We start from the raw sequence: 25,246 nt of genomic DNA, 5'->3' as shown, positions 1-25,246 counted from the left end.
GCGCTCTCATCGGCAGCTAAGAATTCTTGGACAGACGCGTCAGCTATAGCTTTTATATTCATGTGTTTGGATATACCCGTGCACTGTTCTCGGCAGATGAATGCGGCGCCACTGGCTCGTTTGCCGTTCTCGCGGCATGGCGCCCATGACTACCGTGCGTGAGCAGGGACGACGCGGTTCTCGGCGGAGGCGGGGAACGGCTCGTCGGGGAGGTTGGCGTTCCAGGTCTCGGCGCTTACGCGGCCGGCTCGGTCGTGCAGGTGGGCGTGGGGGGTTCGGAACGGCCAGAGGTCCCACAGGCGGGTCATGCCGGTGCCGCCGCTCAGTGCGAGCGTCTCGCCGTCGGGGCTGAACGCGCCATGGTGCACGTCGGTACCGCCCAGTGGCCCGGTGACCGCTACGCCGGCACGGAGGTCCCAGACCCGTACCGGTTGGTGGAAGCCGCCGATTGCGGCCAGCAGCCGGCCGTCGGCGGCGAACGCGATCGCCGGGACCATCCCCTCGGGGGCCTCCAGCGGGTCGCCCAGCGACTGGCCGGTACGCGGATTCCACAGCCACACCGTGGCGTACTTCCCGGAGTGGTTGACGGCGGCCAGCTCGTCGCCTTCGGGGCTGAACAGCAGGTGCATCACCGACCCGTCGTTGGTTCTCAGCGGCCCGCCGGCGGTCTGCCCGGTACGCGGATCCCACAGGCGCACGGTTCCGTCGCAGGTGCCGGTGGCGAGCGTCGTCCCGTCCGGGCTGAAAGCCATTGCGGGCGTCTGGCGGTCGACGCTCATCGGCTCACCGACCGCCAGACCGGTTCTCCGGGCCCGTACCTGGACTGTCCCGTCGCGATGAGCCGTGGCGACGAGGGCCCCGTCCGGGCTGAGGATCATGTGCCCGTCCGGCAGCGGACCACTGACGACCCGGCCGGTCCCGACGTCTCGGAGCTGTGTTTCGTCCTCGCCGGTGGCGGCCAGCAATCCGCGATGGGGATCGGTGAGTATCCACTGCGCGCCGTCGAGTGATGCTCTGGCCTCGGTTGCGGCGCACACGTTCCATACCTGGCAGCCTTCGGCGCCGAAGGTTGCCACCTGCTTGTTGTCGCCGCTGAAAGCCACCACGGTGCCCGGCAGTTCGTCGGCGGGTCGTGCGCTTGTCGCGTTCCACAGTCGCACCGCGCCGTCCAGGAGGCCGGCCGTGATCAGCAGGGAGCTGTCCGGGCTGAAGACCGGTCCCGATACCGGACCGGTGTGGCCGAGCAATGGCCCGCCGACGGTCTGTGCGGTGCGCGGGTCCCACAGTTCGACCACTCCGGCGACGCCGCTGGTCGTGGCGATCCGGCTGCCGTCCGGGCTGAAGACGATTTCGCCGACGCCGCCGGTTTCCAGCCGGCCGGCCGGTGTCGCGTCGCGGGTGTGCCACAGCCGTACCGATCCGTCGCTGCTTTCGGTGGCCACCAGGTCGCCGTCCGGGCTGAAGGTGATCCGCTGGACCGTCGATTGGCTGGTGGGGAGCTCTCCGGCCGGCTGCAGGGTGACGGTGTCCCAGAGCCGTACGGTCCCGTCGCCGCCGATCGCCAGCAGGCCGCCGGCCGGGCTGAAGACGAGCGCCCCTCGGCCGAAGCTGCCGGTCAACGGCGGACCGGACATCCGGCCGGTTCGCCAGTTCCACAGTCGGACCAGCCCATCGTCGGTGCTGATCGCCAGCAGCGGGCCGGCCGGGTCGAAGGCCATGGTCTCGGCGGCGGTTGCCAGCCGGCCGGCCGGATTCCCGGTGCGGGCGTCCCACAGATGGACCACCTCGTCACGGGTCGTGGCCAGCACCGTGCTGTCGGGGCTGAACGCCATGTCCGACCCGGGCAGTCGCTCACTGACCGGCTGCCCGGTCCGCGCGTCCCACAGCCGGACGGTCCCCGGGCCGTCGCCGCCGGCGACTCGGGTGCTGTCCGGGCTGAACAACGGTTCCGCGTTGTCGCGGAATGGGTGGCCGACCGGCTGCCGGGTCCGGGTGTCCCACAGCTGGAATTGTGCGGACCGGCCGGCGCCGGCCGCAAGCCGCGTGCCGTCGGGGCTGAAATGCACCGACCCGGACACCCCGGCTATCGGCTCGCCGACCAGCCGGCCGGTGTGTGGGTCCCAGATCCGTACCTTCCCGTCGGCGCCGACGGTGGCGAGCCTGCCGTCGGGGGCGAAGGCGGCCGCGCCGAAATGGGCGGGAATCACCCGGCGGTGGTCAGCCAGGAGCACGCCGGCGGCGTCGAACGCCTCCGGTGTCGCCTCCGCGGCCAGAGCCTCAGCGGCGAACTGTTCGGCCGCGGAGCGGTCGGTGACCGATCGGCTCAGTGCGGCGAGCCGCCGGGACCGCGCGACGTGGTGTATCCGCTGCTGGTCCCGGTCCCGGCGGTGGCCGGCCGCCACGAACTCGGTGACGGACTCGTTGACGGGCAGGCGCTGTGCCGGGTCGTCCGCCCAGCGGCGGATCGCTTCGGCCACGGTGTTCAGGCGCCGGCCGACGTACAGGTAGGACGGGTCGCGGTCGTGCTCCTGCCAGGTGTGCACGTCGTCGGCGAGGGCGCGGTGCAGGACCTGGTCGGTGAGGTCGGGCTGGAGCCAGTCACGCAATCGGGTCCAGGACCGCAGGAGCTCCTCGTGCGCGATGGTGACGAGGCCCTCGTCCGTGACGGTGAGCAGTCGCCGGCTCGCGAAGGCCTCGATGACCTCGTCGGTCCGGTCGCCGCCCGTTACCGCGCGCAGCGTGTCCCGGGCGCCGGGCCGCCGGGTGAGCCTGCCGCCGGTGGCGTCGGCGAGGTGCAGGAAGACACGCCGGGCGAGGTCCTGCTCGGCCGGCCCGAGCGCGTCGAACACGTCGTCGGCGCTGGTCCGGACGATGTCGGCCACGCCGCCCGCCCGGCGGTATCCGGCCACGGTCAGCCCGTCGGCCGGGCCGGCCCGCCACATCACGAACATGACCTGGGAGAGCAGTGGGAGGGCGCCGCACTCGAAGCCGGCCGGGTCGCGTTCGCGCAAGTCGTCGAGGATGGTCCGGACCAGCTCCTCCGGCACCCGGTAGCCGGCCTCGGCAGCCGGGCCGGTGATGGCCTCCCGAAGCTCCGACTCGGTCATCGTGGCCACGGCGAACATTCCGCTCTCGACGGCCTGCCGCATGACCGGAAAAGTTGCCGCCCCGTCGAGGAAGTCGCCGCGAATCCCGGCGACGACCAGGGCTCCGGACTCACCGCCAGGGCGCAGCGGCGTGGTGGCCATGCTGTGCAACGCGATCAGGAACCGCTCCTGTTCGGCTCGGTCCCGAGTGAGGGTGAACAGCTCCTCCAACTGGTCGACTGCCAGCACCAGCCGCGCCCGGTCGCCCGCGAGCCGGCCGGCCAGAGCCTGCTCGACCAGCAGGTGCGACTGCTCAGGGTGGGCTCGCAGGGCCTCGTACGCCGAGATGGCGTCGCCGCCGCCGAGTTCGGCGAGGTGAATCGCCAGTTGCCGGAGCGGGTCGGCGGCCGGCGTGATCACCCGCCGGGGCCACGCACGGCAGCCGGGTTCCAAGCCGTCGGCTGCGAGCGAGCCCATCAGGCCCGCCCGCAGCAGCGAGGACTTGCCGGCCCCGGACGGGCCCAGCACCAGCAGCAGCCCGGCGTCGGCCCGATGCCCACGCAGGCGTTCCAGCAGACGCCGGGTCAGCGCACGCCGTCCGTAGAAGATCTGCGCGTGCTCCTCCTCGAAGGGCGCGAGGCCGCGGTACGGGCATCCCGCCCAGCCGGACCGGGGTTTCCGTTTCGAGTCACCCGCGCGCTGGGCGGCCCGGTCCGCCCCGATCCCGTCCGCCAGGAACCGCACACGAGCCAGCTCCCGGTCGGTGGCCCGCAGAGCCTGGGCGACCCGGACCGCCACGTCCGGTCCCGGCGCCGTCTTGCCGGCGAAGATCTCGCTGAGGTGACCGACCGAGACTCCGCACCGGCCATTGATCTGACGCAACGACGGTTCATCCGTACGGCGGCGCAGCTCCAGCAGCGCATCATGCAACCGGCGATGGTCGCCGACCGGCTGGCCGTCACCCTCTGTGCTCACACCCGCACGATAGCCACCGGGGTGCCCGCCGTTCGGAGCGTTCGCCACGACCCGCCGATCCCCGGTTGTTTCCCGAGCTCATCGCCCTCTGCCGAGGAAAGCGTTCGCCGGCTCCCGGTGAACAGTCACGTGCCGCCGTCGACTGGAGCCATCGACAAGGGCCCGCAGGGCTGACTTCCAACGAGGGACACGATGCACACCTTGACCAGCGTTGCCACCGCGATCGGTGCTCTGGCCGGCCTGACCGCCGCCTTGATCAATCTGCGCACGGCCCTTGGCAACCACCAACGGCCATGCACGTCACACCGTCGTTCCCGCTCACCGCGAGCGTCTCGGCGTCCAGGCTGAAGGAGCAGGGTTGACCTTGTCGTAGCGTCAAGGTGTCTGCTGGGGGCATGCGGATCGGAGAACTCGCTGACCTCGTCGGGATCAGCACCCGGGCCATCCGGCACTATCACCGGGTCGGCCTGCTGCCCGAACCCGCCCGCCGGGGCAACGGCTACCGGGACTACTCACTGCGCGACGCCGTCGGGTTGGCCCGGGTCCGCCGTCTCGTCGAGCTGGGGCTCAGCCTGGCCGAGGTCGGCGATGTGCTGGCCGGCGACGCCGACCGGGACCTGGCCGAGATACTCCGCGAGCTCGACGCCGATCTCGCCGGCCAGGAGGCGGACATCCGCCGGCGCCGCGCCCGGCTGGCACAACTACTCCGACAAACGGACCAGGGCATGCCCGCCGAGCAGGCCCCGGTCTCTCCCGGGCTGGCCACACTCTTCAGCAACATGGCCGAGGCCGCCGCCGGTCACCCCGGGCCGGAACCGGCGATGGCGGCGAAGGACCGCGAAGTGATGGCGCTGTTGGAGACCGTATCGGGCGCCCACGGCGCCGACTGGCTCGACAAACTCGCCGAGGGCATGGCCGACGACCCGGGGGCGATCGAGCAGGCCCATGCGGTCTACGCGCTCCTCGACGATCTGGCCGGCTCGCCTGCCGATGATCCGCGGGTGGAGACGGCCGCCCGGCAGATCCTGGCGTCCATCCCGGAGTCGGCCCGGCAAGCAATACGGATACCGGACGGCGCATTCGAGGAAGCGGGCGAGGGCTTTGCCGCAGCCTTCTACGCGGACTTCGCCCCCGCCCAGGCCGCCGCCATCCGCCTCGCCCTCAAGCTCATGCAGCAGTCCAACTCGGCCGACAGCCCCGAAAACGAACAGGAGACCGCACCATGACAACCGAGATCACCTCGCCCGCCACGAACACCGAGCTGCTGCGCGCCGCTTTCGCGGCATTCAACGCCGGCGACGCCGACAAGTGCATGGCATTCACCGCCCAAGACCTGATCATGAACCTGGCCGAGATGCCCGAGCCCCGGCACGGGCAGCAGGTGTGGCGGCAGGGCTTCGAGATGATGAGGCACGCCTTTCCGGACCTCCAGGCGCACATCGAGGACATCGTGGCCGCCCGCGACCGGGTCGCCCTCCGGCTGCGGTTCCGCGGCACCCACCGCGGCGAGTTCCTGGGCATCCCACCGACCGGACACCCCATCGAGTACGTCAGCCACGAGTTCTACCGGATCGCCGACGGACTGATCGCCGAGGAATGGATCTGTTCCGACATGGCCACTCTGTTCCGCCAACTCGGCTGACCGCTCAACCGCCGGTCAGCTGCCGCCCAACCGCCTGTTCCGGACGATCGTCCCCGACGAACGTGGAGGCCCACGGGGAAATCGCTATTGGGGCGGTCACCCGCAGACCTATTGCGGAGGAACGAATGTCCAAACTGCTACGCCGGTTGGCGGCGCCGATGATCGCGCTGGGAATCGCGGCCGGCATGTTCACGCACGTGGAGGCGGCAAGCGCCGCCAACGCCGCAGCCGATCCGAAGTTCACGTACCTGCTGACCACGACGGAGACCTACCGCGTCGCCCACATCACCAACTGCGACGGACGGCGCGAGCAGTTCATGCGAGGCATCGACGGCGACCTTTACCACCGCTGGCAGACCGCTCCGGGCCTCGATCCAACCAAGGACTCTACGTATTCCAACTGGGTGGACATGCGGGTCTGGATGCTCTGGGACCCCTCGGTCGCCCGGAACACCGACTGTCGCCTGGACGTGTTCTGGATCGACCCGAGCCACGAGATGGTGCACATGTGGCAGGACGCCGGCGCGTCCGGCGGCTGGTCCGGCACCGAGAACTTCCGCGGCTGGCTGAGCAGTTCGCCGTGGAACGAATACTTCCCCGACGGCCGGATCATCGCCGGCGCCTGGGGATCGGACAACACGAAGCACTTCATGCGCCAGACGGCGCCGTCGCAGGGGCCGTGGATCGGCTGGTACTGAGGAAACCGCCGCCCCGCCACACCGGCGGGGCGGCGGTTCACCGGCGGCTTGGATAGCCTTCGATGCATGGGGGGCGAACGGGGCGCGTTCGGGGACTCCGTGCGCCGTCTTCGTCTCCGGCAGGGCATGACGCAGGAGGATCTGGCCGAGGCGGCCAAGCTCGGGCTGCGCACCCTGCGCGACATCGAGACCGGGCGGATCGGGCAGCCCCGGCCGGCCACCGTTCGACTGCTAGCTGACGCGTTCGGCCTGGCCGGCGCGGATCGGGACACGTTCCACCAGTCCTCCGGTGAGCACGCGGCGACCCGCCGTGACGTGCCGGCTCAGCTGCCGGCCGCCCCGGCCGGGTTCACCGCCCGGCAGGCCGAGATCGCACGGCTCGACGGCGCGCCGGGGCTCACCGTGCTGTCCGGGCCGCCCGGGGTCGGGAAGTCCGCGCTCGCCGTGCACTGGGGATATCGGGTGGCGGAGCGGTTCCGGGACGGGCAGCTCTACCTGAACCTGCGTGGTTTTGACCCGGACGGCCCGATGACCGCGGACGAGGCGGCCCGCACCCTGCTGGTCGCTCTCGTTCCGCCGGACCGGGTGCCGGACGGCCTGGACGCCCGGTCGGCACTGCTGCGCAGCCTGCTCACCGGGCGCCGGATGCTGCTCGTGCTGGACAACGCGCGCGACGCCGGCCAGGTGCGGCCGCTGCTGCCCGGCGGGGCCGGCTGCGCCGTGGTGGTGACCAGCCGGAACCAGTTGCCCGGCCTGGTCGTGTCGCACGGGGCGATGCCGCTGATGCTCGGGCCGCTGACCGCCGGCGAGGCGGAAGCGCTGCTCGCCGGGCGGCTCGGGGCGGTGCGGGTGGCGGCGGACACCGGGGCGGTGCGGGCGCTGGTCGAGGCCACCGCCGGTCTTCCGCTGGCGCTGGTGACCGTGGCGGCGCGCGCGGCGACCCGGAAATCGCTGGCCACGGTGGTGGCGGAGCTGACCGGCTCACGGCTGGACGGGCTGCGCGGACTCGATGCGGCTACTGATCCCCGTACCGTAATTTCTTGGTCCTATCGTGCGCTCAGCCCACCCGGAGCGCGACTGTTCCGCCTGCTCGGGGCCCATTGGGGCCCGGATCTTTCGGGCCCGGCGGCAAGCAGCCTCAACGGCGCGGACGCGAGCCGGGCGCTGGCCGAGCTCACCGACGCGAGCTTGATCTCCGAGCATCATCCCTTCCGGTACGCGTTGCATGACCTCGTCAAGGAGTACGCCACCGAGCTGGCCGGCCCGGGCGAACGTGACGAGGCCCGGCACCGGCTGACCGAGCACTACCTGCGCACCGGCCGCACCGCGGCGATGCTGCTCGACCCGCAGCGCCAGCCGCTGGAACTCGAACCGAACGGCGGGGACGTCTTTCCCGAGCCGATCGCCGACGTGGCCGCCGCGCTGGCCTGGTTCGCGGCCGAGCACGCCAACCTGATGGCCGTGCTGCGCCACCACGCCGGCCCACCGGAGTACGGCTGGCAGATCCCGTGGACGATGGTCGATCATCTGGACCGGCGCGGTTACTGGGCCGACTGGATCGTGGCCGAGCAGCACGCGGTCGACGCCGCCCGGCGGGCCGGCAATCCGATCGCCGAGGCGTTCGCCCACCGCATGCTGGCCCGGGCGTACGCCCAGCGCGAGGAGTTCCCGGCCGCCGAGCCGCACTACGCCGCCGCGATCGAGCTCTACGCGGCGGCCGGCGACCGGTACGGGCAGGCGAGCACGCTGCACGGCCGGGTGTACATGTGGGAGCGGCGAGGCCGGCGCGATCTCTGCGTGCGGGACATCTCGGCGGCGGTGGAGCTGTACCGCTCGATCGGCAACGCGCTGGGCGAGGCGCGGACGCTGAACTCCCTCGGCTGGCACCAGGCGCACCTGGGCGACCGGCAGAGCGGGCTGGCCCACTGCCGGCAGGCGCTGGCGCTGCTCGTCGAGGCGGACGACCGGGAGGGGCAGGCATCCACCTGGGACAGCATCGGCTGGATCCACCACCAGGACGGCGATCCCGGCGCGGCGGCCACGGCGTACGAGCAAGCCCTGATTCTTTTGCGCCGTTCCGGCGACCTGATGCAGCAGGCCGAGGTGCTGGAACATCTCGGCGATGCGCACGCGGCGGCCGGCCGGGAGCCGGAGGCGCGGGTGGCCTGGGACGGCGCGCTGTCCATCCTCGACGGCCTGGGCCACCCGGACGCGGAGCGGCTCCGGGGCCGGCTCGGTTAGCCGATGAAAGGGCCGTCCTGTCGCCGGGCCATGTCGCGGAGGACGGGCACGTCCGGACCGAAAAGCGGCTCGGGGAGCTGGTCGAGGGCGAACCAGCCGAGGTCGGTGGCCTCACCGTCCGGTTCCCCGCTCCGGCCGCGTTGTCCACGCGGCGATGCTGCCAGATAGCGAAAGGCCGCGATGGCCGGAGGACCGGCCACCGCGGCGTGGACGGGATCAGTGCTTGGGCCAGCTCCAGTGGTTGCCGGAGGGCGCCCAGGCGGTGCCCGGCACCGATTCAGGAGCAACCGACAGGGCCGAGACAGCGGCCGGTGGTACGCCGTCGCAGCCGCCGGAGTCGGGGCGGCCGGTCAGGAAGTACGCCTCGAGATGCTCGGTGCACTCCGGCACCCGGGCGACCGAACCGTGGATGTCGTCCTCGACCGTGAACACGGTGCCGCCGATCTTCGCCTGCACCTGGGCGATCCACGGGAACGGCGTGGGGCTCTCCCACCGGTGCCCCGACAGCTGCAGCGAGCCGTTCGACCGGCGCAGCTGGAACGGCTCCGTCGCGGGGATCGGCCAGCCTGCGCACATCTGGCTGAAGGGCGCCAGGCCCGCGGCGATCGGGAACTCCCGCTGCCAGCTCCGGTACGTCTTCCAGAAGGTCGGGAAGTCATGCGGGCTGGTGTCGTCGTTGCACAGGATCGCCCGGCCGGCGACATCGTTGAACTGCTCGGGCAGGTCAGCCGGCGGCTCGGTGGGCTCTTGCGGCCCGTCCCCGATCAAAATCGGCCGAAGCGCATCCGGTACGGGATCTCCGGTCTTCGCCGTGGCCAGTGCCGCCAGCGCGGGCGAGGATTCCGCCCACACCGGGCTGGGCGCGACGGCGAGGAAGGCGGCCAGGTTGCCGTCGATCGGCTGGTCGAAGTCGCTGAACACGATCGGCGCCGCGTCCAGCTTCGCCTTCAGCTTCTTGACCAGGGCGATCACGTCCTTGGTGGTGTCGCCGAGGTGGTAGGTCGCGTCCCGCTGCGCGGCCCAGGCGGCCCAGCGCGGGATCTTGGCCTCGTCGGCCGCGGTCACGTCATGGAAGCGCGAGTCGAGCCGGTTCGCGGTCGGGCCGACCACGCTGTCCAGCCACATCCGGCCGACCGACTGCGGGTAGAGGCTGCGGTAGACCTGGCCGAGCAGCGTGCCCCAGGAGACCCCGAAGTAGCTGAGTTTCGACTGGCCGAGCGCCTTGCGCACCTGCTCGAGGTCGCGGGCCACGTTGGCGGTGGTGAGCTGCCCCAGGAAGGTGGGGTCGCTCTGCCAGCACGTCTGGTTCTCCGCGACCTGGAAGTCGTAGATCTTCTTGGCGGTCTCCGCGGTGAGCGGCCCGGCCGGGATCTCCGGCGGTGTGACGTCGTCGCCCGGGCGCGCGCACGCGGCCCGGGTGCTGTAGCCGACGCCGCGCGGGTCGAACCCGATCAGGTCGTAATTCGCCGCGAGCGCCTCGAACTGCGGGCTGGTCAGCGCCAGCTCGTGCGGCATCAGATAGCCGCTGCCGCCCGGCCCGCCCGGGTTCACCGCCATGCTGCCCAACTTGTGCCGCTGGTCGGTGGCCCGGAGCCGGCTGATCGCGATGGTGATCTTCGTGCCGGTCGGGCGGTGGTAGTCGAGCGGCACCTGCACGGTGCCGCAGTCGGTCCGGGCGAGCAGCGCCCGGATCCTGGGCAGCTCCTCCGGCGGGATGCCCATCGCTTCGAGGGCCTCGTCCGAGTAGGCCACGCAGTCGCTCCACGTCACCGCTGGTGGCGCCGCGCTCGCCCCGGCCGGCGGGGCGAGGACGCTGAGCCCGGCCCCGGCCGCCATGACGAGCACCCCGATTCCGGCGACAATTCCTGTGCGTCGTGTCATGCAGAGATTGATACAGATGGACGCGTCACGCCGAGGTCACCAAAATCGTCCAGGTTCCTCTCAGCCTCCGGCCAGCTCAGCGGATCAGCCTCCGGCAACCTCAGCGGAAGGGGTAATCCACGTAGGCGAAGCGGGTCGCGTCCGGGGACCAGCTGTTCACGTTGATCGTGCCCTGGCCGCCGGCCGGCTCGGCCACCGTGCGGGGCCGCTCCCAGGCGTCCGGCGCGACCAGGCGCAGCTCGACCGGCCGGTCCGCCGGGTGGCCGATGGTTCCCGGCGGATAGCTCAGGTAGACCGCCTGGCTGCCGTCCGGGGCGAGGTGCGGGAACCAGTTGACCCGGTCGTCGAAGGTCAGCTGCCGCACGCCGGTGCCGTCCGGGCGGATCCGGGCGATCTGCGCGTGCCCGGCCGCCGTGCCGAACCGCTCGGTGTTGAAGTAGATCCAGTCACCGGCCGGGGCGTACTCGGGACCGTCATCGGTGCCGCCCGCCGCGGTCAGGCGGGCCGTGCCGGCGCCGTCGACGCCGATCGTCCAGAGGCTGGCGGTGGTCCACTCCTGCTGCTCGATGCCGACGTAGGCGAGGGTGGCGCCGTCCGGGCTCACCCCGTGCAGGAAGTGCAGCCGGGTGTCGTCGGAGGTGACCCGGCGCACCCCGCCACCGGCCAGCGGCGCCTGGTAGATGTGCCCGTCATTCGCGGAGACGTAGATCGTCTCGCCGTCCGGCGCCAGGACATGGTCGTTGTTGAGATCGGGAACGCCGTCGAGCCGGATCTGCCGGGGCGGCTCGGAGCCGTCGGCCGGCAGGCGCCAGAGCAGGCCGTCGCCGTTGACGATCAGGTGGCCGTCCGCGGTCCAGTTGGGCGCCTCGAACAGCACCGTCGAGCTGGTGTGCACCAGGGCGGTGACTCCGGTGGCCACGTCGTACGTGTGGATCCGGCAGATCTGACCGGCGGTGAGCCGCCGGCCGGGAGCCTGTTCAGGGGACGTCATTCGGCTACCTCTACACGTTTCTCTCGGCGTGGTGTGTCCGGCGACACACCCGGTTCTGCGGCACGATCGTGAATCGAGTCAAGAATCCTTCAGGTGTTGAGTGTTACCGTCGGCCGCCCGGATAGGCGGTTCCGTCACCGGCTGAGCGAGCGAACGGAACAGCCGACCCGATGACACTTCTGGACCGCGTGCACAGCGGCCCCTTCATCGCCTTCCCGCGATGGTGGAGCCGCCCGCCGGTGGTGGCCGGGGTCCTGGCCGGCGTGCTCAGCCTGGTGTGGGCGCTCTGGCTCGCCCACGACGCCGGTGACCTCGCCGCCCAGTACGCCTGGACCGGCTTCGTCCGCCACCACCCCGGGTCGGCCTACAACCTGTCCTGGTACGGCGGCATCCACCCGGCCAACTACAGCGTGCTCTCGCCGTACCTGATGGCCTGGATCGGCGTGCGCACCACCGGCGTGCTCGCCTGCATCGGGTGTGCCTCGCTCGGCGCGCTCGCGCTCACCCGGTTCGGCATCCGCCGCCCGATGCTGCCGTCGCTGTGGCTCGCGGTGGCGGTCTGGTCGAACCTGTCGGCCGGGCGGGTGACGTACCTGCTGGGGATGGTTTTCGCCCTGATGGTCGTTCTTCTCGCGCCGCCCGGGACCGCGCGGCAGCGGCACCGGCCGCTGATCGCGGCGGGGCTGGGCGTGGTGGCGACGCTGTGCAGCCCGGTCGCCGGCCTGTTCATCGAGGTGCTGGCGGCGGCGCTGTTCCTGGTCGGCCGGCGGCGGCGCGCCTACCTTCTCGCCGCCGGGCCGCCGGTGGTGATCTCGGCGACGTCGCTGCTCTTCCCGTTCTCCGGCGTCCAGCCGTTCCCGTGGTTCTCCGCCCTGCTCACGGTCGGCTCCGCGGCCGCCGTCGGGCTGCTGACGCCGCCGGCCTGGCGGACGGTGCGGGCCTGCGCCTGGGTGTACGCCGTCGGTGTCGCCCTGTGCTGGGCGCTGCCCACGCCGATCGGCAGCAACGTCGAACGGCTCGCGCTGCTGGCCAGCGCGGCGGTCCTGTTCTGCGCCGCGCCCCTGGCCGGGCCCCGCCGCTGGCGCACGGTCCTCACCTACGCGGTGGCCACCGGGCTCGCGGCCTGGACGCTGGTGCAGCCGGTCGCCGACCTCGTGCACAAAGAGCCGGTGCCGGCGACGGCCACCGCGGACGCCCGGCCGCTGATCGACGAGTTGGTCCGCCTGGGCGCACAGAACGGCCGGGTCGAGGTGGTGCCGCTGCGCACGCACTGGGAGGCGTCGGCCGTCGCGCCGTACGTCGGCCTGGCCCGCGGCTGGAACCGGCAGGCCGACGTCGAACGCAACCCGCTGTTCTACGACGGCACACTCACCGCGGACACGTACCGCGCCTGGCTGAACACCTGGGGCGTGGCGTACGTCGTGCTGCCCGCGATGGAACCGGACAGTTCGGGCGTCGCGGAGGCGAAGCTGATCACCGCCGGGGAGACCTGGCTTCCGCTGGTCTGGAGCGACGCCAGCTGGCGGATCTACCGGGTCGAGGAGTCGGTCCCGCTCGTCTCGGCGCCGGCGGAGGTGGTCTCCTCCGGCCCGGCCGCGCTCACCGTCCGGATGCCGCGCGCCGGCACCGCGCTGCTGCGCATCGCCTGGTCTCCGTGGCTCGCCATCGCCGACGTCGACAACGACGACGACACCAACCCGCGCGCCTGCCTGAGCCAGAGCGGCTCCTGGACCGAGCTGTTCGCCCCGGCCGCCGGCACCTACACGATCGAGGCCCGCTACACGCTCGACCGCGGCTCGCCGTGCGCGGTCGACCCGTCCGCCGAGCCACCGACCGGCCGGCACCGAGGGCTCCTCGACACCGGTCTGCGGCGCATGCTCACCGAGCGCAACCCCGGCTGAGAGTCAGCGGCTCACCTGGAACGTGGCCATCATCGCCATGTCCTCGTGCTCCAGGTTGTGGCAGTGCACCAGGTACCGCCCGGCGTGGTCGTCGAACCGGATCGCCACCTCGACCAGTTCATGCGGGCGCAGGTCGACGGTGTCCTTCCAGCCGTGGTCGCCCGGCCCCGGCGGGCCACCGTCACGGGAGATCACCTGAAAAGGCGACAGATGGATGTGTACGGGGTGATGCGTGTCGCTGCCCAGACGCCAGATCTCCACCTCGCCGAGTTTCGCGGTGGCGTCGACGCGCTGCGGGTCGAACTCGCGGCCATTGATGATCCAGCCGTCCGTCTCGTGGCCCATCCCGGTCACCTTGCCCTGGCGGAACATCCACGGCCGGGTGGTGGCGGCGGTTCGCGGGAGCGCCTCGACGGCGGCCAGCCGGGCCGGGATCGCGCTCTCGTCGGCCGCCCGATGGGTCACCGCGAACCGCATGACCGGCCCGTCACCGTTCTTCAGGACCACCTTCGTGCCGATCGGGTACGCCGTGAAATCGATGATCACGTCGTACCGTTCGGCCGGGGCGACCGCGATCGTGGTGTGCTCGACCGGCGCTTCGAGCAGGCCCTGGTCCGAGCCGATCTGGACGAGCGGGGCGGGCGGGTCGAGGCTCAGCTCGTACCGGCGCGCGTTGGAGGCGTTGAGGATCCGGAAGCGGTAGCGCACCGCGGCGACCGCCAGCTCCGGCCAGGGCGCGCCGTTGACCAGGATGACGTCGCCGGCCGCGCCCCGCATGTGCGCGGCGTCGATGCCCGGCATGCTGATCAGGTGCGGGTCCATCGCCGGATATTTGAAACTGCCGTCCGCCTCGAACGCCCGGTCGGTGATCATCAGGGGGATGTCCCGGTCACCGCGCGGCAGCGGAAGCGCCTTCTCCTCGTCGTCGCTGATCAGGAAGAAGCCGGCGAGGCCGCGCCAGACCTGCGGGCCGGTGAACCCCATCCGGTGGTCGTGGTACCAGAGGGTCGCCGCCCGCTGATCCATCGGGTAGGTGTAGTCGCGGGCGCCGGTGCTGGCGGTGCCGCCGACGGCCTGGGCGGCGTAACCGGATCCGCCGGCCGCCGGTAGCACCAGGTCGGTCGGGAAGCCGTCGCTGGCCGCCGGGGTGTGGCCGCCGTGCAGGTGCACGACGGTCGGCACGCCGAGCTGGTTGCGGTAGTGCAGGACGGTGCGGCGGCCACGCCGGGCGGCGATCGTCGGGCCGGGGAAGATCCCGTCGTAGCCCATGATCGGGGTGTGCAGGCCGGGCAGGATCTCCGCGGTCGCCTCGCGCGCGGTGAGCTCGAAGTGGTCGGTGTCGGAGGTGCTCCGCGACGGGCGTTTGACCGGCGGAATCGGCAGCCGCGCGGCGAACGGTTCGGGCCGCTTCGCGTCGGAGGTGAGCAGCTTGCCGCCGTACTCCTCGTCGCTGGTTTCCGTCCCGGTCTTGTCCTTGCCGCATCCGGCCAGTGCGGTCAGCGTCACCACGCCGGCCGCCTGAAGCAGGCGCCGCCGGCCGAGTCCACGTTGGTCAGTCATGCCGAGGACGATCTCGGCCCGGTCCGGTAGTCCGCGTCCTCCCCCTGCGGTAGATCCCGTCTACCGCAGCCGGATGACGCGCCCGCGGACCGGCCTCCGATAGCGTGCCATCCATGCCAGACCTCCGCCGGCGGGCCCGCTCCCACCCTCAGCTCACCGATGCCGGGCTGGGTCTGCTGGTGGTCACCGCGGTGCTGCTGGCCCACCGGTTCGGGCCCGCCGATCGGTATGCGCACTCGCTCGGCGTGGAGGACATGGTGATCGGAGTGCTGGCGGTCCTGCTGATCGCCGCCCGCCGCCGCTGGCCGCTGCCGGTCTTCGGCGCGGTCACGGTCGCCACCGCCGCGTTCAACCTGCACGCCGCGCTGGCCGGCCCGCTGCTCGCGGCCAGCGTGATCTGCACCTACACGGTGGCGTCGCGGACCAGCCGCACGATCGCCACCGCGGCCGGCGCCGTCACGGTCGTGACCGTCTATGTCGCGGTGGTGATCGGCGCCGGGCGCAGCTGGACCGACCCGCTGAACGCCTCGATCGTGGCCTGGGGCGTCGTCGCGGTCGCGGTCGGCGAGGCGGTGCGCAGCCGACGCGCCCAGCTGCGGGTGGTCGAGGAGCGCGCCCGGCAGGCCGAGCACGGCCTCGCCGAGGAGGCCCGCCGCCAGGTCGTCGAGGAACGGCTGCGCATCGCCCGCGACCTGCACGACGTCGTGGCGCACCACATCGCGGTGATCAACGTGCAGGTCGGGGTGGCCGGCCACCTGCTGCGCGATCAGCCCGACCGGGCCGAGGAGGCTCTGGCCCACGTCCGCCGGTCGGCGCGGACCGTGCTGTCCGAGCTCGGCACCGTCCTCGACGTGCTGCGCGGCCCCGGCGACACCGCGCCGCCGCCCGGGCTGAGCCGGTTGCCGCAGTTGCTCGACTCGCTCGCCGCCGCCGGGCTGCGCGTCGACTACCGGTCCGAGGGCGAGCCCCGGCCGCTGCCGTCGGCGGTCGACCTGGCGGCGTACCGGATCGTCCAGGAGGCGCTGACCAACGCCCACAAGCACGGGAGCGGCGATGCCGCGCGGTTGCACGTGGCGTACACGGCCGATGCTCTCGAGGTCCGGGTGGTGAACGCGGTGGGGCCGGCCGCGAGCGGGACCGGGCACGGCCTGATCGGGCTGCGTGAGCGGGTCAGCTCGGTGGGCGGCACGGTGCGCACCGGCCCGGACGCCGGCGGCACGTTCACGGTCGACGCCTGCCTGCCGTCGGTGCGGGAGCCGGCATGACGATCCGGGTGCTGCTCGCCGACGACCAGACGCTGATCCGCGCGGGCTTCCGGGTGCTGGTCGACAGCGCGCCCGACCTCGAGGTGGTCGGCGAGGCGACCACCGGCCGCGAGGCGGTGGAGCTGGCCGCCCGCACCCGCGCCGACGTGATCCTGATGGACATCCGGATGCCCGAGATGGACGGCATCGAGGCGACCCGAGCGATCACCGCCGACGAGGACCTGGCCGGCGTGCGGGTGCTGATCCTGACCACGTTCGAGCTCGACGAGAACGTGTTGCGGGCCCTCCGCGCGGGCGCCAGCGGCTTCCTCAGCAAGAGCGTCGAGCCGGCCGACCTGCAGGAGGCGATTCGCGTCGTCGCGCGCGGTGAGGCGCTGCTCTCCCCCGCGGCGGTCCGCACCCTGATCACCCGCTTCCTCGCCCAGCCGGGCCCCGGCCCGCTGCCCGCCCCCGACCGGCTCACCGCCCTGACCGACCGCGAACGCGAGATGATGGCCCTGGTAGCGGCCGGCCTGGCCAACGACGAGATCGGCGAGCGCCTCTACGTCTCGCCGCTGACGGTGAAGACCCACGTCAACCGGGCGATGATGAAACTCGGCGCCCGGGACCGCGCCCAACTGGTCGTGATCGCGTATCAGAGCGGCCTGGTCCGCCCGGGTGACTTCCCGGCCCGGTCGTAGATCTCGACCAGGCGACGCAGAAAGACCTCCGGGGTGTAGGCCTCGATCGCCGCCCGGCCCTCCCGGGTCACCCGGGCCCGCAGGTCGTCGTCGGCCAGCATGCGCAGCAGCGCGTCGGCGAAGGCGTCCGGCGCCGGCTCGCAGACGAAACGCCCGGCCCCGGCGGCGCCCGGCCGGGCGGCGAGCCCGGCATCGGCGACCACCACCGGCAGCCCGGTCGCTTCCGCCTCGGCCAGCACCAGGCTCTGGGTGTCGGTGGTGGAGGCGAACGCGAGCACGTCGGCGGTGCGATAGAAGTCGCCGACCTGGTCGTGCGGCACCGGCGGGCGCACCTGGACGTGCCCGGTCAGGCCGAGCGCGGCGATTCGGCGGTCCAGCCACCGGCGCTGCTGCCGCGCCCCGAGCAGCACCAGCCGGGCGTCCGGCCGGGCCGCACGCACCCGGGTGAACGCCTGCAACAGCAGCTCCGGGTTCTTCTCCGGGGTGGCCCGGCCGACCGAGAGCACCACGTTCCGGCCGTTACGCGCGGGCTCGCCCGCGGTGCCGGTGACCGGCGTGGGCAGCACGCAGGTCTCGGCGGCCGGCTCGAAGACCGCGAAACCCGCCGCCGTCTTGGCCGAGGGCGCGATCGCCACCGCCGCCCGCGCGAACATGCCCTTGCCGAGCTCGATCAGCCGGCGGAGGCGGACCGCGCCGGGCCGGGACAGCTCCAGGAACTCCCGCGGCGACCAGCCCAGCCCCAGGCTCAGGGCGCACCAGGCGGCGCCGACCGGGACCTCGACGAACAGATCGGCGTAGGCCAGCAGGTCGGTGTGCCAGGTCAGCACGAGCGGCACACCCCAGTCGGCGGCCGCCCGGAAACCGGTCATCCCGATCGGCCCGGTGCTGTGCACGTGGACGACGTCGGCCGGCCGGGCGGTGAACGGCAGCCCGACGCGGACCTGCCGGAACGGCACCGGCACCGAACGGACGCCGCGGCCCAGCAACGGCCCGGGGCGGTAGAGGTCGGCCTCGTGCCCGGCCTCGCGCAGCAGCCGCACGCTCAGCTCGACCGACCGGGCCACCCCGTCCGGCCGCCCGGTCTGGCTGTCGCAGAAATGCGCGACCCTCACTGTTGTTCGAGAGCGTTCGCGATCGACTCACGGGCCGCGTCCCGTAAGGCGGACACGTCCGGGAAATCGGCCGGCGCGAGCGGCGGCAGCACCTCGACCCGCGCCTGGATGTGCTCGCGCAGGATGAGCCCCTTGCGCGGCAGCGCCCGCCCGGTGCCGTGCACCGCGATCGGGAAGACCGGCACGCCGTGCCGCACCGCCAGGTCGAACGCGCCGTCCTTGAACGGCTGCAGGGCGCCGTCCGAGGTTCGCCGGCCCTCCGGGAACATCATCAAAGGCGAGCCGGCGGCGAGCAGCCGGTCGCAGCGCTCCATCATCTGCCGCACCGACGCCGCGCTGCCGCGGACCACCGGCACGTAACCGTTGAGGCGCATGTTCCAGCCGATCACCGGCACCCGGAAGATCTCCTGCTTGGAGACCCACTTGAACGGCCGGAACAGCGCGAACAGCACCAGGATGTCGATCAGCGAGGCATGGTTGGCGACCAGCACCGCGGCGCCGTGCCAGGGCAACCGGTCGCGGCCGCGGACCCGCAGCCGCCACAGCGGGTTGAGGTAGACGTAGAACGCCGCCCAGGCCGAGGAGTAGAGGTGCAGGGCGACGCGACGCCGGTCGAACGGCAGCGTCACCAGCCACACCAGCAGCGCACCGGCGAAGAACACCGGGCAGGTGACGACGATGAACGCCCAGTACGCCACCGAGAACACCCTCAGCATGGCGACTCCTAAGCTTGGACGATGAAGCTGCCGGCTTTCGGCGTGCTCGCCGCGGTTCAGATGATCGTAGCGAGCACAGTGGACGGACTGACCCGGCCCGGCTATGACCCGAACCGCAACTGGATCAGCCAGCTGTCGCTCGGGCCGGCTGGCTGGCACGGCCCGGTCAACCTCGCCACCTGCGGCCTCTGGCTGGTCCTGGCCGCCGCCGGGCTGCGCCGGCGGGCCGACCGCTGGGCGGCAGGCCTGATCCTGTGGTGCGGGCTGAGTCTCATCTCCCTGGCCGTCATCCGCACCGACGCGGGGCTGGGCTTCCCGCCGGGAGTGCCGACGGAGCACACCGCCCGCGGTCTGATCCACCAGCTGATCGCCATCACGCTGGGCGTTGCCGGGATCGGGGCGGTGGCCCGGCTCGGACCACGACGGGTGGCCTGGCCGCTCGCGGCGGTCATGACGGTGACGTTCGTGACGGCCAGCGTGCTGGTCGTGCTCGACGCCGGCGGCGTGCTGCCGGACAACCCGAGCGGGCTGCTCGAACGGGTCGCGCTGTTCGCCGGGCTGGGCTGGATCGGCCTGATCAGCGGCCGGGCCGCATGGGGTTCTTCCGGCCGCCGCCGCCCCGCAGCGTCGCCCACGGGCGGGGCTGGGCGAGGGCGTACGCCAGGCGCAGCGACGGAAACAGCAGAAGCTGGACGCGGCCGGTGAGCCAGGCCCGGGCGTACGCGTGCGGTCGCGGCCGGCCCGGATGCCGCCGATAGGTCTGCTCGGTCATCAGCACGTACGCGCGGTAGTCGCCGAACCGGTTCGCGATCCGCCGCGCCGACGTGCCCGCGCGCATCCCGGCCGCGAACACCGTCGCCGAGCCCTCGCCGTGCAGGTGGATGCCGAGGTCGATGTCCTCGTGCACGTCCGCGTCCGCGCACAGGGCCGGCCGCACCCGCCGCCACGCGGTCGCGCGGATCGCCATGTTCGCGCCGAGCAGCCAGTCGAGCGAGTCACCGCCCCACACCCGCCGGAACAGGGCGTCGCCGCCGTCGATCAGCCGGGCCAGCGCCACGTCGTAGTAGGCCACCGGCCCGGTCGCGGCCTGCACCACCGGGTCGGCGAACGTCTCCCGGACCGCACGCGACCAGCCCGGAGAGAGCCGGGTGTCGCCGTCGATCCGGCCGATCACGTCGCCGCCGGCGGCGCCGAGACCGGTGTTCCGCGCATGCTGGACGCCCTGCCGTGGCTCGTGCAGCAGCGTCACCCGGCCCGCGTATTCGCCGAGCACCGCCAGGGTGCCGTCGGTGGAGCCGTTGTCGACGACGATGACCTCGTGCACCGGCTCGTCCTGACCGAAGACCGCGTCCAGGCACGCTCGGAGGAACTGCTCCTCGTTGTAGACCGGCACCACGACGGAGATCAGCATGGCCCCCATCATCCGATGAGGACGGTCAGATCGGGAACTCGACGCTGGTGAGTTTCTCGGAGACGGCCCACAGGCGCTGCTGGACGGCCACGTCGTGCGACTCGGGGCTGGACGCCACGAGCCGCGGGTGGCCGCGGACCTCGCCCAGGCCGTCCGGCCCGTAATACTGTCCGCCCGCGACGGCGGGGTCGGTGGCGGCCCGCAGGGTGGGCAGCGCGCCCATCGCCGGGCTCTGGGTGATCAGCGGCCCGAGCCAGGTCAGCGGCAGCCGGAGAAACGCCGGCGAGTTGCGGGCGAGCTCGGTGTTGGACACGCCGGGATGGGCGGCCACGGCGGCGGTCGTGCCGAGCGCCGCGAGCCGCCGCTGCAACTCGTAGGTGAACATGAGGTTGGCCAGCTTGGCCTGCCCGTAGGCGGCGGCCCGCCCGTACGACCTCTCCCACTGCAGGTCGTCGAAGTGAATCGCGGCCCGGATGCGGTGGCCGACGCTGCTGACCGTCACCACCCGCGAGCCGGCCACCGGCAGGAGCCGGTCGAGCAGCAGCCCGGTGAGCGCGAAGTGCCCGAGGTGGTTGGTGCCGAACTGCATCTCGAAGCCGTCGCGGGTGGTCTGCTTCGGCGTATACATCACCCCGGCGTTGTTGATCAGCAGGTCGATCCGCTCGTGGGCGGCGCGCAGGCCGGCCGCCGCGTCGCGGACCGACTCCAGCGAGGTCAGGTCGAGCTCCTGCACGGTCACGTCGCCGGTGATCCGGGCGGCGGCCCGCTTGCCCTTCTCGATGTCGCGCACGGCCAGCACCACGGTGGCCCCGTGCCCGGCCAGCGCCCGGGCCGTCTCGAAGCCGAGGCCGGTGTTGGCGCCGGTCACGATCGCCACCCGCCCCCGCTGGTCGGGGATGTTCGTCTCGGTCCACTTCTCGCTCATGTCGTCCTCCTAAAGAACCGCCGGTCTCTTATGAGAACACGTTAAGAGACCGGCGGTCTGATGTCAAGAGACCGGCGGTCTGTAAGATAGGCTGACGACCATGACGTTCCAGCGAGCTCGCAGCGACGAGCAGCGCGAGGTCCGGCGCCGGGCGATCCTGGAGACGGCGGCGGCGATGCTCGCCGAGATGCCGGTGGCCGACCTGAGCCTCAACGAGCTGAGCCGGCGCGTCGGCCTGGCCAAGTCCAACGTGCTGCGCTATTTCGAGTCCCGCGAGGCGGTGCTGCTCGAACTGCTGGACGACTTCCTGCAGAAATGGCTGGCCGAGCTGCCCGGCGAGCTGGCCGCCGGCATCGACGCCGGGCGGCCCGCGGCGCAGCGGGCGGAACAGCTGGCCGACGTCCTCAGCCGGTCACTGGCCGGCCGCGTGGTGCTGTGCGACCTGTTCGGCGCGCAGGGCGGCGTCCTGGAGCACAACGTCTCGGCCGAGGTCGTCCGGCGCCACAAGCGCGCCTCCCATGACAGCCTCGCGCGCATGGTCGACCTCCTCCGACGCCACCTGCCGGAGCTGGGCGACGGCACCCAGACGACCTGCTTGCAGGCCTTGATCATGGCGGGCGCGTTGTCGACCTACTGCTCGCCGTCGGCGAGCGTGCTCGCGGTCTACCAGGCCGAACCCGAGCTGGCCCTGCTCCACACCGACCTGCGCACCGCACTGCGGCTCGGCATCGTCACCGGGATCCTGGGCACGCTGCCACGCTGAGGACAGGAAAATCGAATTCGGTGCATCTGCCGGCCGGGCCCGCGACGAAGAACGGTAAGAACCCGTGCGGGAAGGAGGTCGATGGACTCCGACGACGAGCTCGCCGAACGGCTGCGCGACGGCGACGAGAAGGCCCTTCGGCTGGCGTACGACCGGCACGGCGCCGCGGTGCTCTACCTCGCTCAGCGCCTGCTGGGCAGCCGGGCCGACGCCGAGGACGTCACCCAGCTGACGTTCGTCGCGGCGTGGACCGGGCGCGACGGCTACGACCCGCAGCGCGGCACCATGCTCGGCTGGCTGCTCGGCATCGCGAAGCGCAAGGCCGTCGACCGGCTGCGGTCGGCCGCCCGCGACGCGCGGGTGGCCGCGACCGTGCGCGCCCAGGTGCCCGCTCCGGACGAGACCGAGCGGCCCGACCGGATCATCGACCGGCTGGTCGTCGCCGACGAGCTGAGCCGCCTGCCCGCCGAGCAGCGGCGCACGCTGGAGCTGGCATTCTTCGACGATCTCACCCATCCACAGATAGCGGCCGTCACCGGGCTGCCGCTCGGCACGGTCAAGAGCCATATCCGCCGCGGGATGGCTGGTCTGCGACGTCGTTGGGAGGTGGACGGTGCGGCATTTGGATCCCGATCGACTGGTGCTTCTCGCGCTCTCTGAACTGCCGGACCCGGGCGAGGCCGACCACCTGGCGGACTGCACCGGCTGCCGGCACGACCTCGAGTCGCTGCGGCACGTCGCCGAGCTCGGCGCGCAGGGCCAGGACCTCGGCCGCCTGCCCGCCCCGCCCGAGCGGATCTGGCAGGGCATCGAGGCCGGCATCGCCCCGGCCACGGCCGCGCCCGCCGCGGTCAGCCGGCCACGACCGCGCCGGCTGGGTCGACTGGTCGCGGTGGCGGCCGCGGTGGTGCTGGCGGTGGGCGGCGCGGTGGTGATCGACCGGCTCGTGCAGCGCGCCCAGGCCGAGGCAGTGACCGCGCGGGCCACGCTCAAACCCCTGGCCACGGTGCCCGCCGATGCGACCGGCACGGTGCGAGTGCTGGCCGACGGGCAGATGCTGATCGCCGTACACAATCTGCCGTTGACCGCCGGTTTTCATGAGGTTTGGCTGATCGACCCGGACCATCCGGCGAAGATGATCGCGATCGGCAATCTGGCCGACAAGCCGGACGCGACGCTGCCGGTGCCGCCGGGCATCGACATGAACACCTACCGGCTGGTGGACATCAGCGACGAACCGCACGACGGCGACGCCGCCCACTCCGGCCACAGCCTGCTGCGCGGAACCTTGACGTCCTGAGTGCATCTATCGGGGCCGATCCGGTCGAAGTACGGGGTGGTGGCACCGACGCCACCATCACGTACCCGAAAGGACGGACAACGATGAGGTTCCTCCGAACCGCCGCCGTCGCGACCGCCGCAGTGGTGGTCTCCACACTGGCCCCGGCGCCCGCCGACGCGCACACCAAGGGGCTCGGCACCCGGTCGCTGGCCTCGGTGCTGACCGCCCACGGCAGCGGCTTCGACCGCAACGGCCGCGACTACGACATCCTGACCGCCGCGGTGCTCGCCGTACTCAAGGCCAAGCCGGCCAGCCCGGTGGGTGTTCTCACCGACGGCAAGACGGCGCTGACCGCCTTCCTGCCGACCGACCGCGCGTTCGAGACGCTGGTCGCCGACCTTCAGCACACCCGGCGGCTGCCGAGTGAAAAGGCCGCCTTCACCGCGGTGGCCGGGCTCGGCATCGACACCGTCGAGTCGGTCCTGCTCTACCACGTCGTGCCGGGCGCCACCGTGACCCGCACGGCCGCGCTCAAGTCGGACAACGCCCGCCTCACCACCGCCACCGGGGCGAAGATCAAGGTGGATGTGTACGGCTTCGGCCACCGCCGGATCCGGCTGATCGACGCCGACACCAGCGACCGCAACCCGCGCGTCGTCGTCTTCAACATCAACAAGGGCAACCGGCAGATCGCGCACGGCATCGACCGCGTGCTGCGCCCGATCGACCTGCCCTGACCCCGGGCCGGCGCACCGTTCAGCGGGCGGTGCGCCGGATCTGGGCCGTGCACGTGCTGGACAGGCTCGGCCACGACATCCCGAGCGTCTGATCCGCCGCGGTGGTCAGCGGGGTGCCCTGGACCGCTACGGCGTGGAAGAAGTTGAGCGCCTTGGCCCGGCCGGCCTGCTGCATGAGGCAGGAGACGCCGAGATAGGCGGCGCCGTAACGGCCGTTGGCGTCGGTCAGCGACGCCTTCTTCCCCGGCCGGCCCACCCGCAGGTCGCCGTTCCACCTGCCGCGCACGAACGACACCGTCACCGACCGGCTGCTGTATTGGGCGAACGGCCGGCCCTCGGCGGCCACGTAGTCGGCCATGCCCTCGACCAGCCACCAGGCATCCGCGTATTTCACCTCGGTGCTCTGGCCGGCCAGCGTGGACACGTGCCCCAGCTCGTGCCGGAGCAGCTCGGGCAGGAACGACGGGGTGGCCTCGGACGCCTGGAGGACCACCGACTCCCGCTGCGGCTCCGCGTAGCCGGCCACCCAGTCACCCTCCTCGCTGTACGGCCACTTGCCCCATTCCTTGGCGCCGGCCAGGTAGACGACGTACTTGCTGGGTTTCGTGGTCTGCGCATACTGGTCCGCGACCCGCGCCGCCTTCTCGGCCTCGGCCAGCACCGCGCTCAGCCGCCCGGCATTGGCGGCCGACCCGGCGACGATCACCCGGGAGCCGACCTTGGCCTGCAGCACCGACTGCGCCCAGGGCGGCGACGCCTGGCCGCCGGTGTACTCCCACAGCTCGGTGATCCGCGGCCGCGCCTCGTCGGCGAGGTCCCACATCGTGTGCAGGGTGATCGTGCTGGGGGTGGCGCAGCCGGCCACGAAGCAGTACTTGACGTCGATGTTGGACTGCCAGCGGGTCTCCGAGTACGGCGTCCAATAGTCGATCTTGGGCGCCCACTGCACCACGCCCATCGCCCGCAGCGAGGTGAAGCTGTGCGCCAGCCAGGTCTGGCCCAGCTTGTAGGCCGGCGCCGCGTAACTCACGAACGTCGCCCGGTCGCCGGCCAGCAGCGCGGTCGACTGGGCGGCCACGGCGCCGCTGATCACCTTGCCGATCCGCGCGGTCTTCGCGTCCCGGGCCTGAAGGCTGGCCTCGGCCGACGCGAGCGCGGCCGACTTGGTGTAGCCGTAGGTCGGCAGGGCGTCGAGCTCGCGCCGCAGTTGCCGGCGCTCCCAGAGACCGAGGCCGACCAGCGCCACCAGGGAGAGCGCCACGACTCCGGCGCAGATCGCGAGCGCCCGCTTCCAGGTCAGGCCCCGCTTGCGCGCCGGCTCGGGCTCCTCCACCGACGGCGAGAACGGCTGGGACGGACGCAGATCGTCGGACACCCGCG

General features: G+C 72.2%; 20 protein-coding genes and 1 pseudogene. 12 read left to right on the top strand and 9 right to left on the bottom strand.

Translation table 11 applies throughout. The features are described 5' to 3' along the window. Positions 1-149: 149 nt before the first annotated feature. Complete coding sequence (locus AB0E90_RS34880; RefSeq protein ID WP_360415489.1) at positions 150-4,061, bottom strand: AAA family ATPase; 3,912 nt, start codon at positions 4,059-4,061, stop codon at positions 150-152. Between the two features lie 395 nt (positions 4,062-4,456). Here AB0E90_RS34880 and AB0E90_RS34875 point away from each other — a divergent pair, with 395 nt between their 5' ends. The 4 genes from AB0E90_RS34875 (at position 4,457) to AB0E90_RS34860 (ending at position 8,642) form a co-directional block, all read left to right on the top strand. Then, positions 4,457-5,287 (top strand): MerR family transcriptional regulator, encoded by an 831-nt coding sequence (locus AB0E90_RS34875; RefSeq protein ID WP_360415487.1) that lies wholly within the window; start codon positions 4,457-4,459, stop codon positions 5,285-5,287. Beyond that, positions 5,284-5,703 (top strand): ester cyclase, encoded by a 420-nt coding sequence (locus AB0E90_RS34870; protein ID WP_360415485.1) that lies wholly within the window; start codon positions 5,284-5,286, stop codon positions 5,701-5,703. The genes AB0E90_RS34875 and AB0E90_RS34870 overlap by 4 nt, the downstream gene beginning before the upstream one ends. Before the next feature lie 125 nt (positions 5,704-5,828). Beyond that, complete coding sequence (locus tag AB0E90_RS34865) at positions 5,829-6,401, top strand: hypothetical protein (protein ID WP_360415483.1); 573 nt, start codon at positions 5,829-5,831, stop codon at positions 6,399-6,401. A 66-nt stretch (positions 6,402-6,467) separates the two neighbouring features. Next, positions 6,468-8,642 (top strand): helix-turn-helix domain-containing protein, encoded by a 2,175-nt coding sequence (locus AB0E90_RS34860; RefSeq protein WP_360415481.1) that lies wholly within the window; start codon positions 6,468-6,470, stop codon positions 8,640-8,642. Between the two features lie 216 nt (positions 8,643-8,858). Here the strand turns inward: AB0E90_RS34860 and AB0E90_RS34855 are convergent, their stop codons facing one another. Then, positions 8,859-10,523 (bottom strand): alpha/beta fold hydrolase, encoded by a 1,665-nt coding sequence (locus AB0E90_RS34855; RefSeq protein WP_360415479.1) that lies wholly within the window; start codon positions 10,521-10,523, stop codon positions 8,859-8,861. A gap of 100 nt (positions 10,524-10,623) precedes the next feature. Further along, positions 10,624-11,514, bottom strand: a complete 891-nt coding sequence (locus tag AB0E90_RS34850) for a hypothetical protein (RefSeq protein ID WP_360415477.1) — start codon at positions 11,512-11,514, stop codon at positions 10,624-10,626. A gap of 170 nt (positions 11,515-11,684) precedes the next feature. Here AB0E90_RS34850 and AB0E90_RS34845 point away from each other — a divergent pair, with 170 nt between their 5' ends. Next, positions 11,685-13,415 (top strand): MFS transporter, encoded by a 1,731-nt coding sequence (locus AB0E90_RS34845; RefSeq protein ID WP_360415475.1) that lies wholly within the window; start codon positions 11,685-11,687, stop codon positions 13,413-13,415. A 3-nt stretch (positions 13,416-13,418) separates the two neighbouring features. Here the strand turns inward: AB0E90_RS34845 and AB0E90_RS34840 are convergent, their stop codons facing one another. Beyond that, positions 13,419-14,975: a multicopper oxidase family protein gene (locus tag AB0E90_RS34840; protein ID WP_360415473.1), complete on the bottom strand. Its 1,557-nt coding sequence runs from the start codon at positions 14,973-14,975 to the stop codon at positions 13,419-13,421. Between the two features lie 113 nt (positions 14,976-15,088). Here AB0E90_RS34840 and AB0E90_RS34835 point away from each other — a divergent pair, with 113 nt between their 5' ends. Both AB0E90_RS34835 and AB0E90_RS34830 read left to right on the top strand, forming a co-directional pair. Further along, complete coding sequence (locus AB0E90_RS34835) at positions 15,089-16,240, top strand: histidine kinase (RefSeq protein WP_360415471.1); 1,152 nt, start codon at positions 15,089-15,091, stop codon at positions 16,238-16,240. Beyond that, a complete protein-coding gene (locus tag AB0E90_RS34830; RefSeq protein ID WP_360415469.1) occupies positions 16,237-16,920 on the top strand; it encodes a response regulator transcription factor in 684 nt (227 codons plus the stop codon). Before AB0E90_RS34835 ends, AB0E90_RS34830 begins: the two co-directional genes overlap by 4 nt. Here the strand turns inward: AB0E90_RS34830 and AB0E90_RS34825 are convergent. Further along, the gene (locus AB0E90_RS34825; protein ID WP_360415467.1) at positions 16,875-18,032 is read right to left on the bottom strand and encodes a glycosyltransferase; all 1,158 of its coding nucleotides are present in this window, start codon (positions 18,030-18,032) and stop codon (positions 16,875-16,877) included. The two genes, AB0E90_RS34830 and AB0E90_RS34825, sit on opposite strands and share 46 nt — an antisense overlap. Beyond that, positions 18,029-18,748 (bottom strand): lysophospholipid acyltransferase family protein, encoded by a 720-nt coding sequence (locus tag AB0E90_RS34820; protein ID WP_360415465.1) that lies wholly within the window; start codon positions 18,746-18,748, stop codon positions 18,029-18,031. Before AB0E90_RS34820 ends, AB0E90_RS34825 begins: the two co-directional genes overlap by 4 nt. A gap of 21 nt (positions 18,749-18,769) precedes the next feature. Here AB0E90_RS34820 and AB0E90_RS34815 point away from each other — a divergent pair. Next, positions 18,770-19,315, top strand: a pseudogene (locus tag AB0E90_RS34815) (DUF998 domain-containing protein); the annotation flags it as partial. Between the two features lie 10 nt (positions 19,316-19,325). On the opposite strand, the gene AB0E90_RS34810 reads toward AB0E90_RS34815, so the two are convergent. Beyond that, entirely contained in the window at positions 19,326-20,159 is an 834-nt protein-coding gene (locus AB0E90_RS34810) for a glycosyltransferase family A protein (RefSeq protein ID WP_360415463.1), read from the bottom strand. Positions 20,160-20,184: 25 nt separating this feature from the next. Beyond that, on the bottom strand, positions 20,185-21,084 hold the full coding sequence (locus AB0E90_RS34805) for an SDR family NAD(P)-dependent oxidoreductase (RefSeq protein WP_360415461.1): 900 nt from the start codon (positions 21,082-21,084) through the stop codon (positions 20,185-20,187). Between the two features lie 100 nt (positions 21,085-21,184). Between AB0E90_RS34805 and AB0E90_RS34800 the strand changes: the two genes are divergently transcribed. The 4 genes from AB0E90_RS34800 to AB0E90_RS34785 all read left to right on the top strand — a co-directional run bounded on the left by AB0E90_RS34800 (position 21,185) and on the right by AB0E90_RS34785 (position 23,866). After that, positions 21,185-21,847, top strand: a complete 663-nt coding sequence (locus AB0E90_RS34800; protein ID WP_360415459.1) for a TetR family transcriptional regulator — start codon at positions 21,185-21,187, stop codon at positions 21,845-21,847. Positions 21,848-21,928: 81 nt separating this feature from the next. Beyond that, positions 21,929-22,507, top strand: a complete 579-nt coding sequence (locus AB0E90_RS34795) for a sigma-70 family RNA polymerase sigma factor (RefSeq protein ID WP_360415457.1) — start codon at positions 21,929-21,931, stop codon at positions 22,505-22,507. Further along, positions 22,461-23,147, top strand: coding sequence for an anti-sigma factor (locus AB0E90_RS34790; RefSeq protein WP_360415455.1), 687 nt, complete (start codon positions 22,461-22,463; stop codon positions 23,145-23,147). The genes AB0E90_RS34795 and AB0E90_RS34790 overlap by 47 nt, the downstream gene beginning before the upstream one ends. Positions 23,148-23,230: 83 nt before the next feature. Then, positions 23,231-23,866 carry a fasciclin domain-containing protein gene (locus AB0E90_RS34785; RefSeq protein ID WP_360415453.1) on the top strand — a complete coding sequence of 212 codons (636 nt, stop codon included), beginning with the start codon at positions 23,231-23,233 and terminating at the stop codon, positions 23,864-23,866. A 19-nt stretch (positions 23,867-23,885) separates the two neighbouring features. Here AB0E90_RS34785 and AB0E90_RS34780 read toward each other — a convergent pair whose 3' ends face one another. Further along, the gene (locus tag AB0E90_RS34780; protein ID WP_360415451.1) at positions 23,886-25,241 is read right to left on the bottom strand and encodes a hypothetical protein; all 1,356 of its coding nucleotides are present in this window, start codon (positions 25,239-25,241) and stop codon (positions 23,886-23,888) included. Positions 25,242-25,246 lie beyond the last annotated feature (5 nt).

It is taken from the genome of Actinoplanes sp. NPDC026619 (genome assembly GCF_040638295.1).
Classification (GTDB): Bacteria; Actinomycetota; Actinomycetes; order Mycobacteriales; family Micromonosporaceae; genus Actinoplanes.
Note: the sequence above shows the minus strand (reverse complement) of the source record. Positions and strands in the feature narration are given on the sequence as shown.

Bases quoted from the DNA above. Each gene is read 5' to 3' on its own strand.
- AB0E90_RS34865 (WP_360415483.1), top strand. From the start codon at position 5,829: ATGTCCAAACTGCTACGCCGGTTGGCGGCGCCGATGATCGCGCTGGGA.
- AB0E90_RS34860 (WP_360415481.1), top strand. From the start codon at position 6,468: ATGGGGGGCGAACGGGGCGCGTTCGGGGACTCCGTGCGCCGTCTTCGT.
- AB0E90_RS34810 (WP_360415463.1), bottom strand. From the start codon at position 20,159: ATGCTGATCTCCGTCGTGGTGCCGGTCTACAACGAGGAGCAGTTCCTC.
- AB0E90_RS34840 (WP_360415473.1), bottom strand. From the start codon at position 14,975: ATGACTGACCAACGTGGACTCGGCCGGCGGCGCCTGCTTCAGGCGGCC.
- AB0E90_RS34845 (WP_360415475.1), top strand. From the start codon at position 11,685: ATGACACTTCTGGACCGCGTGCACAGCGGCCCCTTCATCGCCTTCCCG.
- AB0E90_RS34870 (WP_360415485.1), top strand. From the start codon at position 5,284: ATGACAACCGAGATCACCTCGCCCGCCACGAACACCGAGCTGCTGCGC.
- AB0E90_RS34795 (WP_360415457.1), top strand. From the start codon at position 21,929: ATGGACTCCGACGACGAGCTCGCCGAACGGCTGCGCGACGGCGACGAG.
- AB0E90_RS34820 (WP_360415465.1), bottom strand. From the start codon at position 18,748: ATGCTGAGGGTGTTCTCGGTGGCGTACTGGGCGTTCATCGTCGTCACC.
- AB0E90_RS34830 (WP_360415469.1), top strand. From the start codon at position 16,237: ATGACGATCCGGGTGCTGCTCGCCGACGACCAGACGCTGATCCGCGCG.
- AB0E90_RS34835 (WP_360415471.1), top strand. From the start codon at position 15,089: ATGCCAGACCTCCGCCGGCGGGCCCGCTCCCACCCTCAGCTCACCGAT.
- AB0E90_RS34875 (WP_360415487.1), top strand. From the start codon at position 4,457: ATGCGGATCGGAGAACTCGCTGACCTCGTCGGGATCAGCACCCGGGCC.
- AB0E90_RS34855 (WP_360415479.1), bottom strand. From the start codon at position 10,523: ATGACACGACGCACAGGAATTGTCGCCGGAATCGGGGTGCTCGTCATG.
- AB0E90_RS34800 (WP_360415459.1), top strand. From the start codon at position 21,185: ATGACGTTCCAGCGAGCTCGCAGCGACGAGCAGCGCGAGGTCCGGCGC.
- AB0E90_RS34785 (WP_360415453.1), top strand. From the start codon at position 23,231: ATGAGGTTCCTCCGAACCGCCGCCGTCGCGACCGCCGCAGTGGTGGTC.
- AB0E90_RS34850 (WP_360415477.1), bottom strand. From the start codon at position 11,514: ATGACGTCCCCTGAACAGGCTCCCGGCCGGCGGCTCACCGCCGGTCAG.
- AB0E90_RS34805 (WP_360415461.1), bottom strand. From the start codon at position 21,084: ATGAGCGAGAAGTGGACCGAGACGAACATCCCCGACCAGCGGGGGCGG.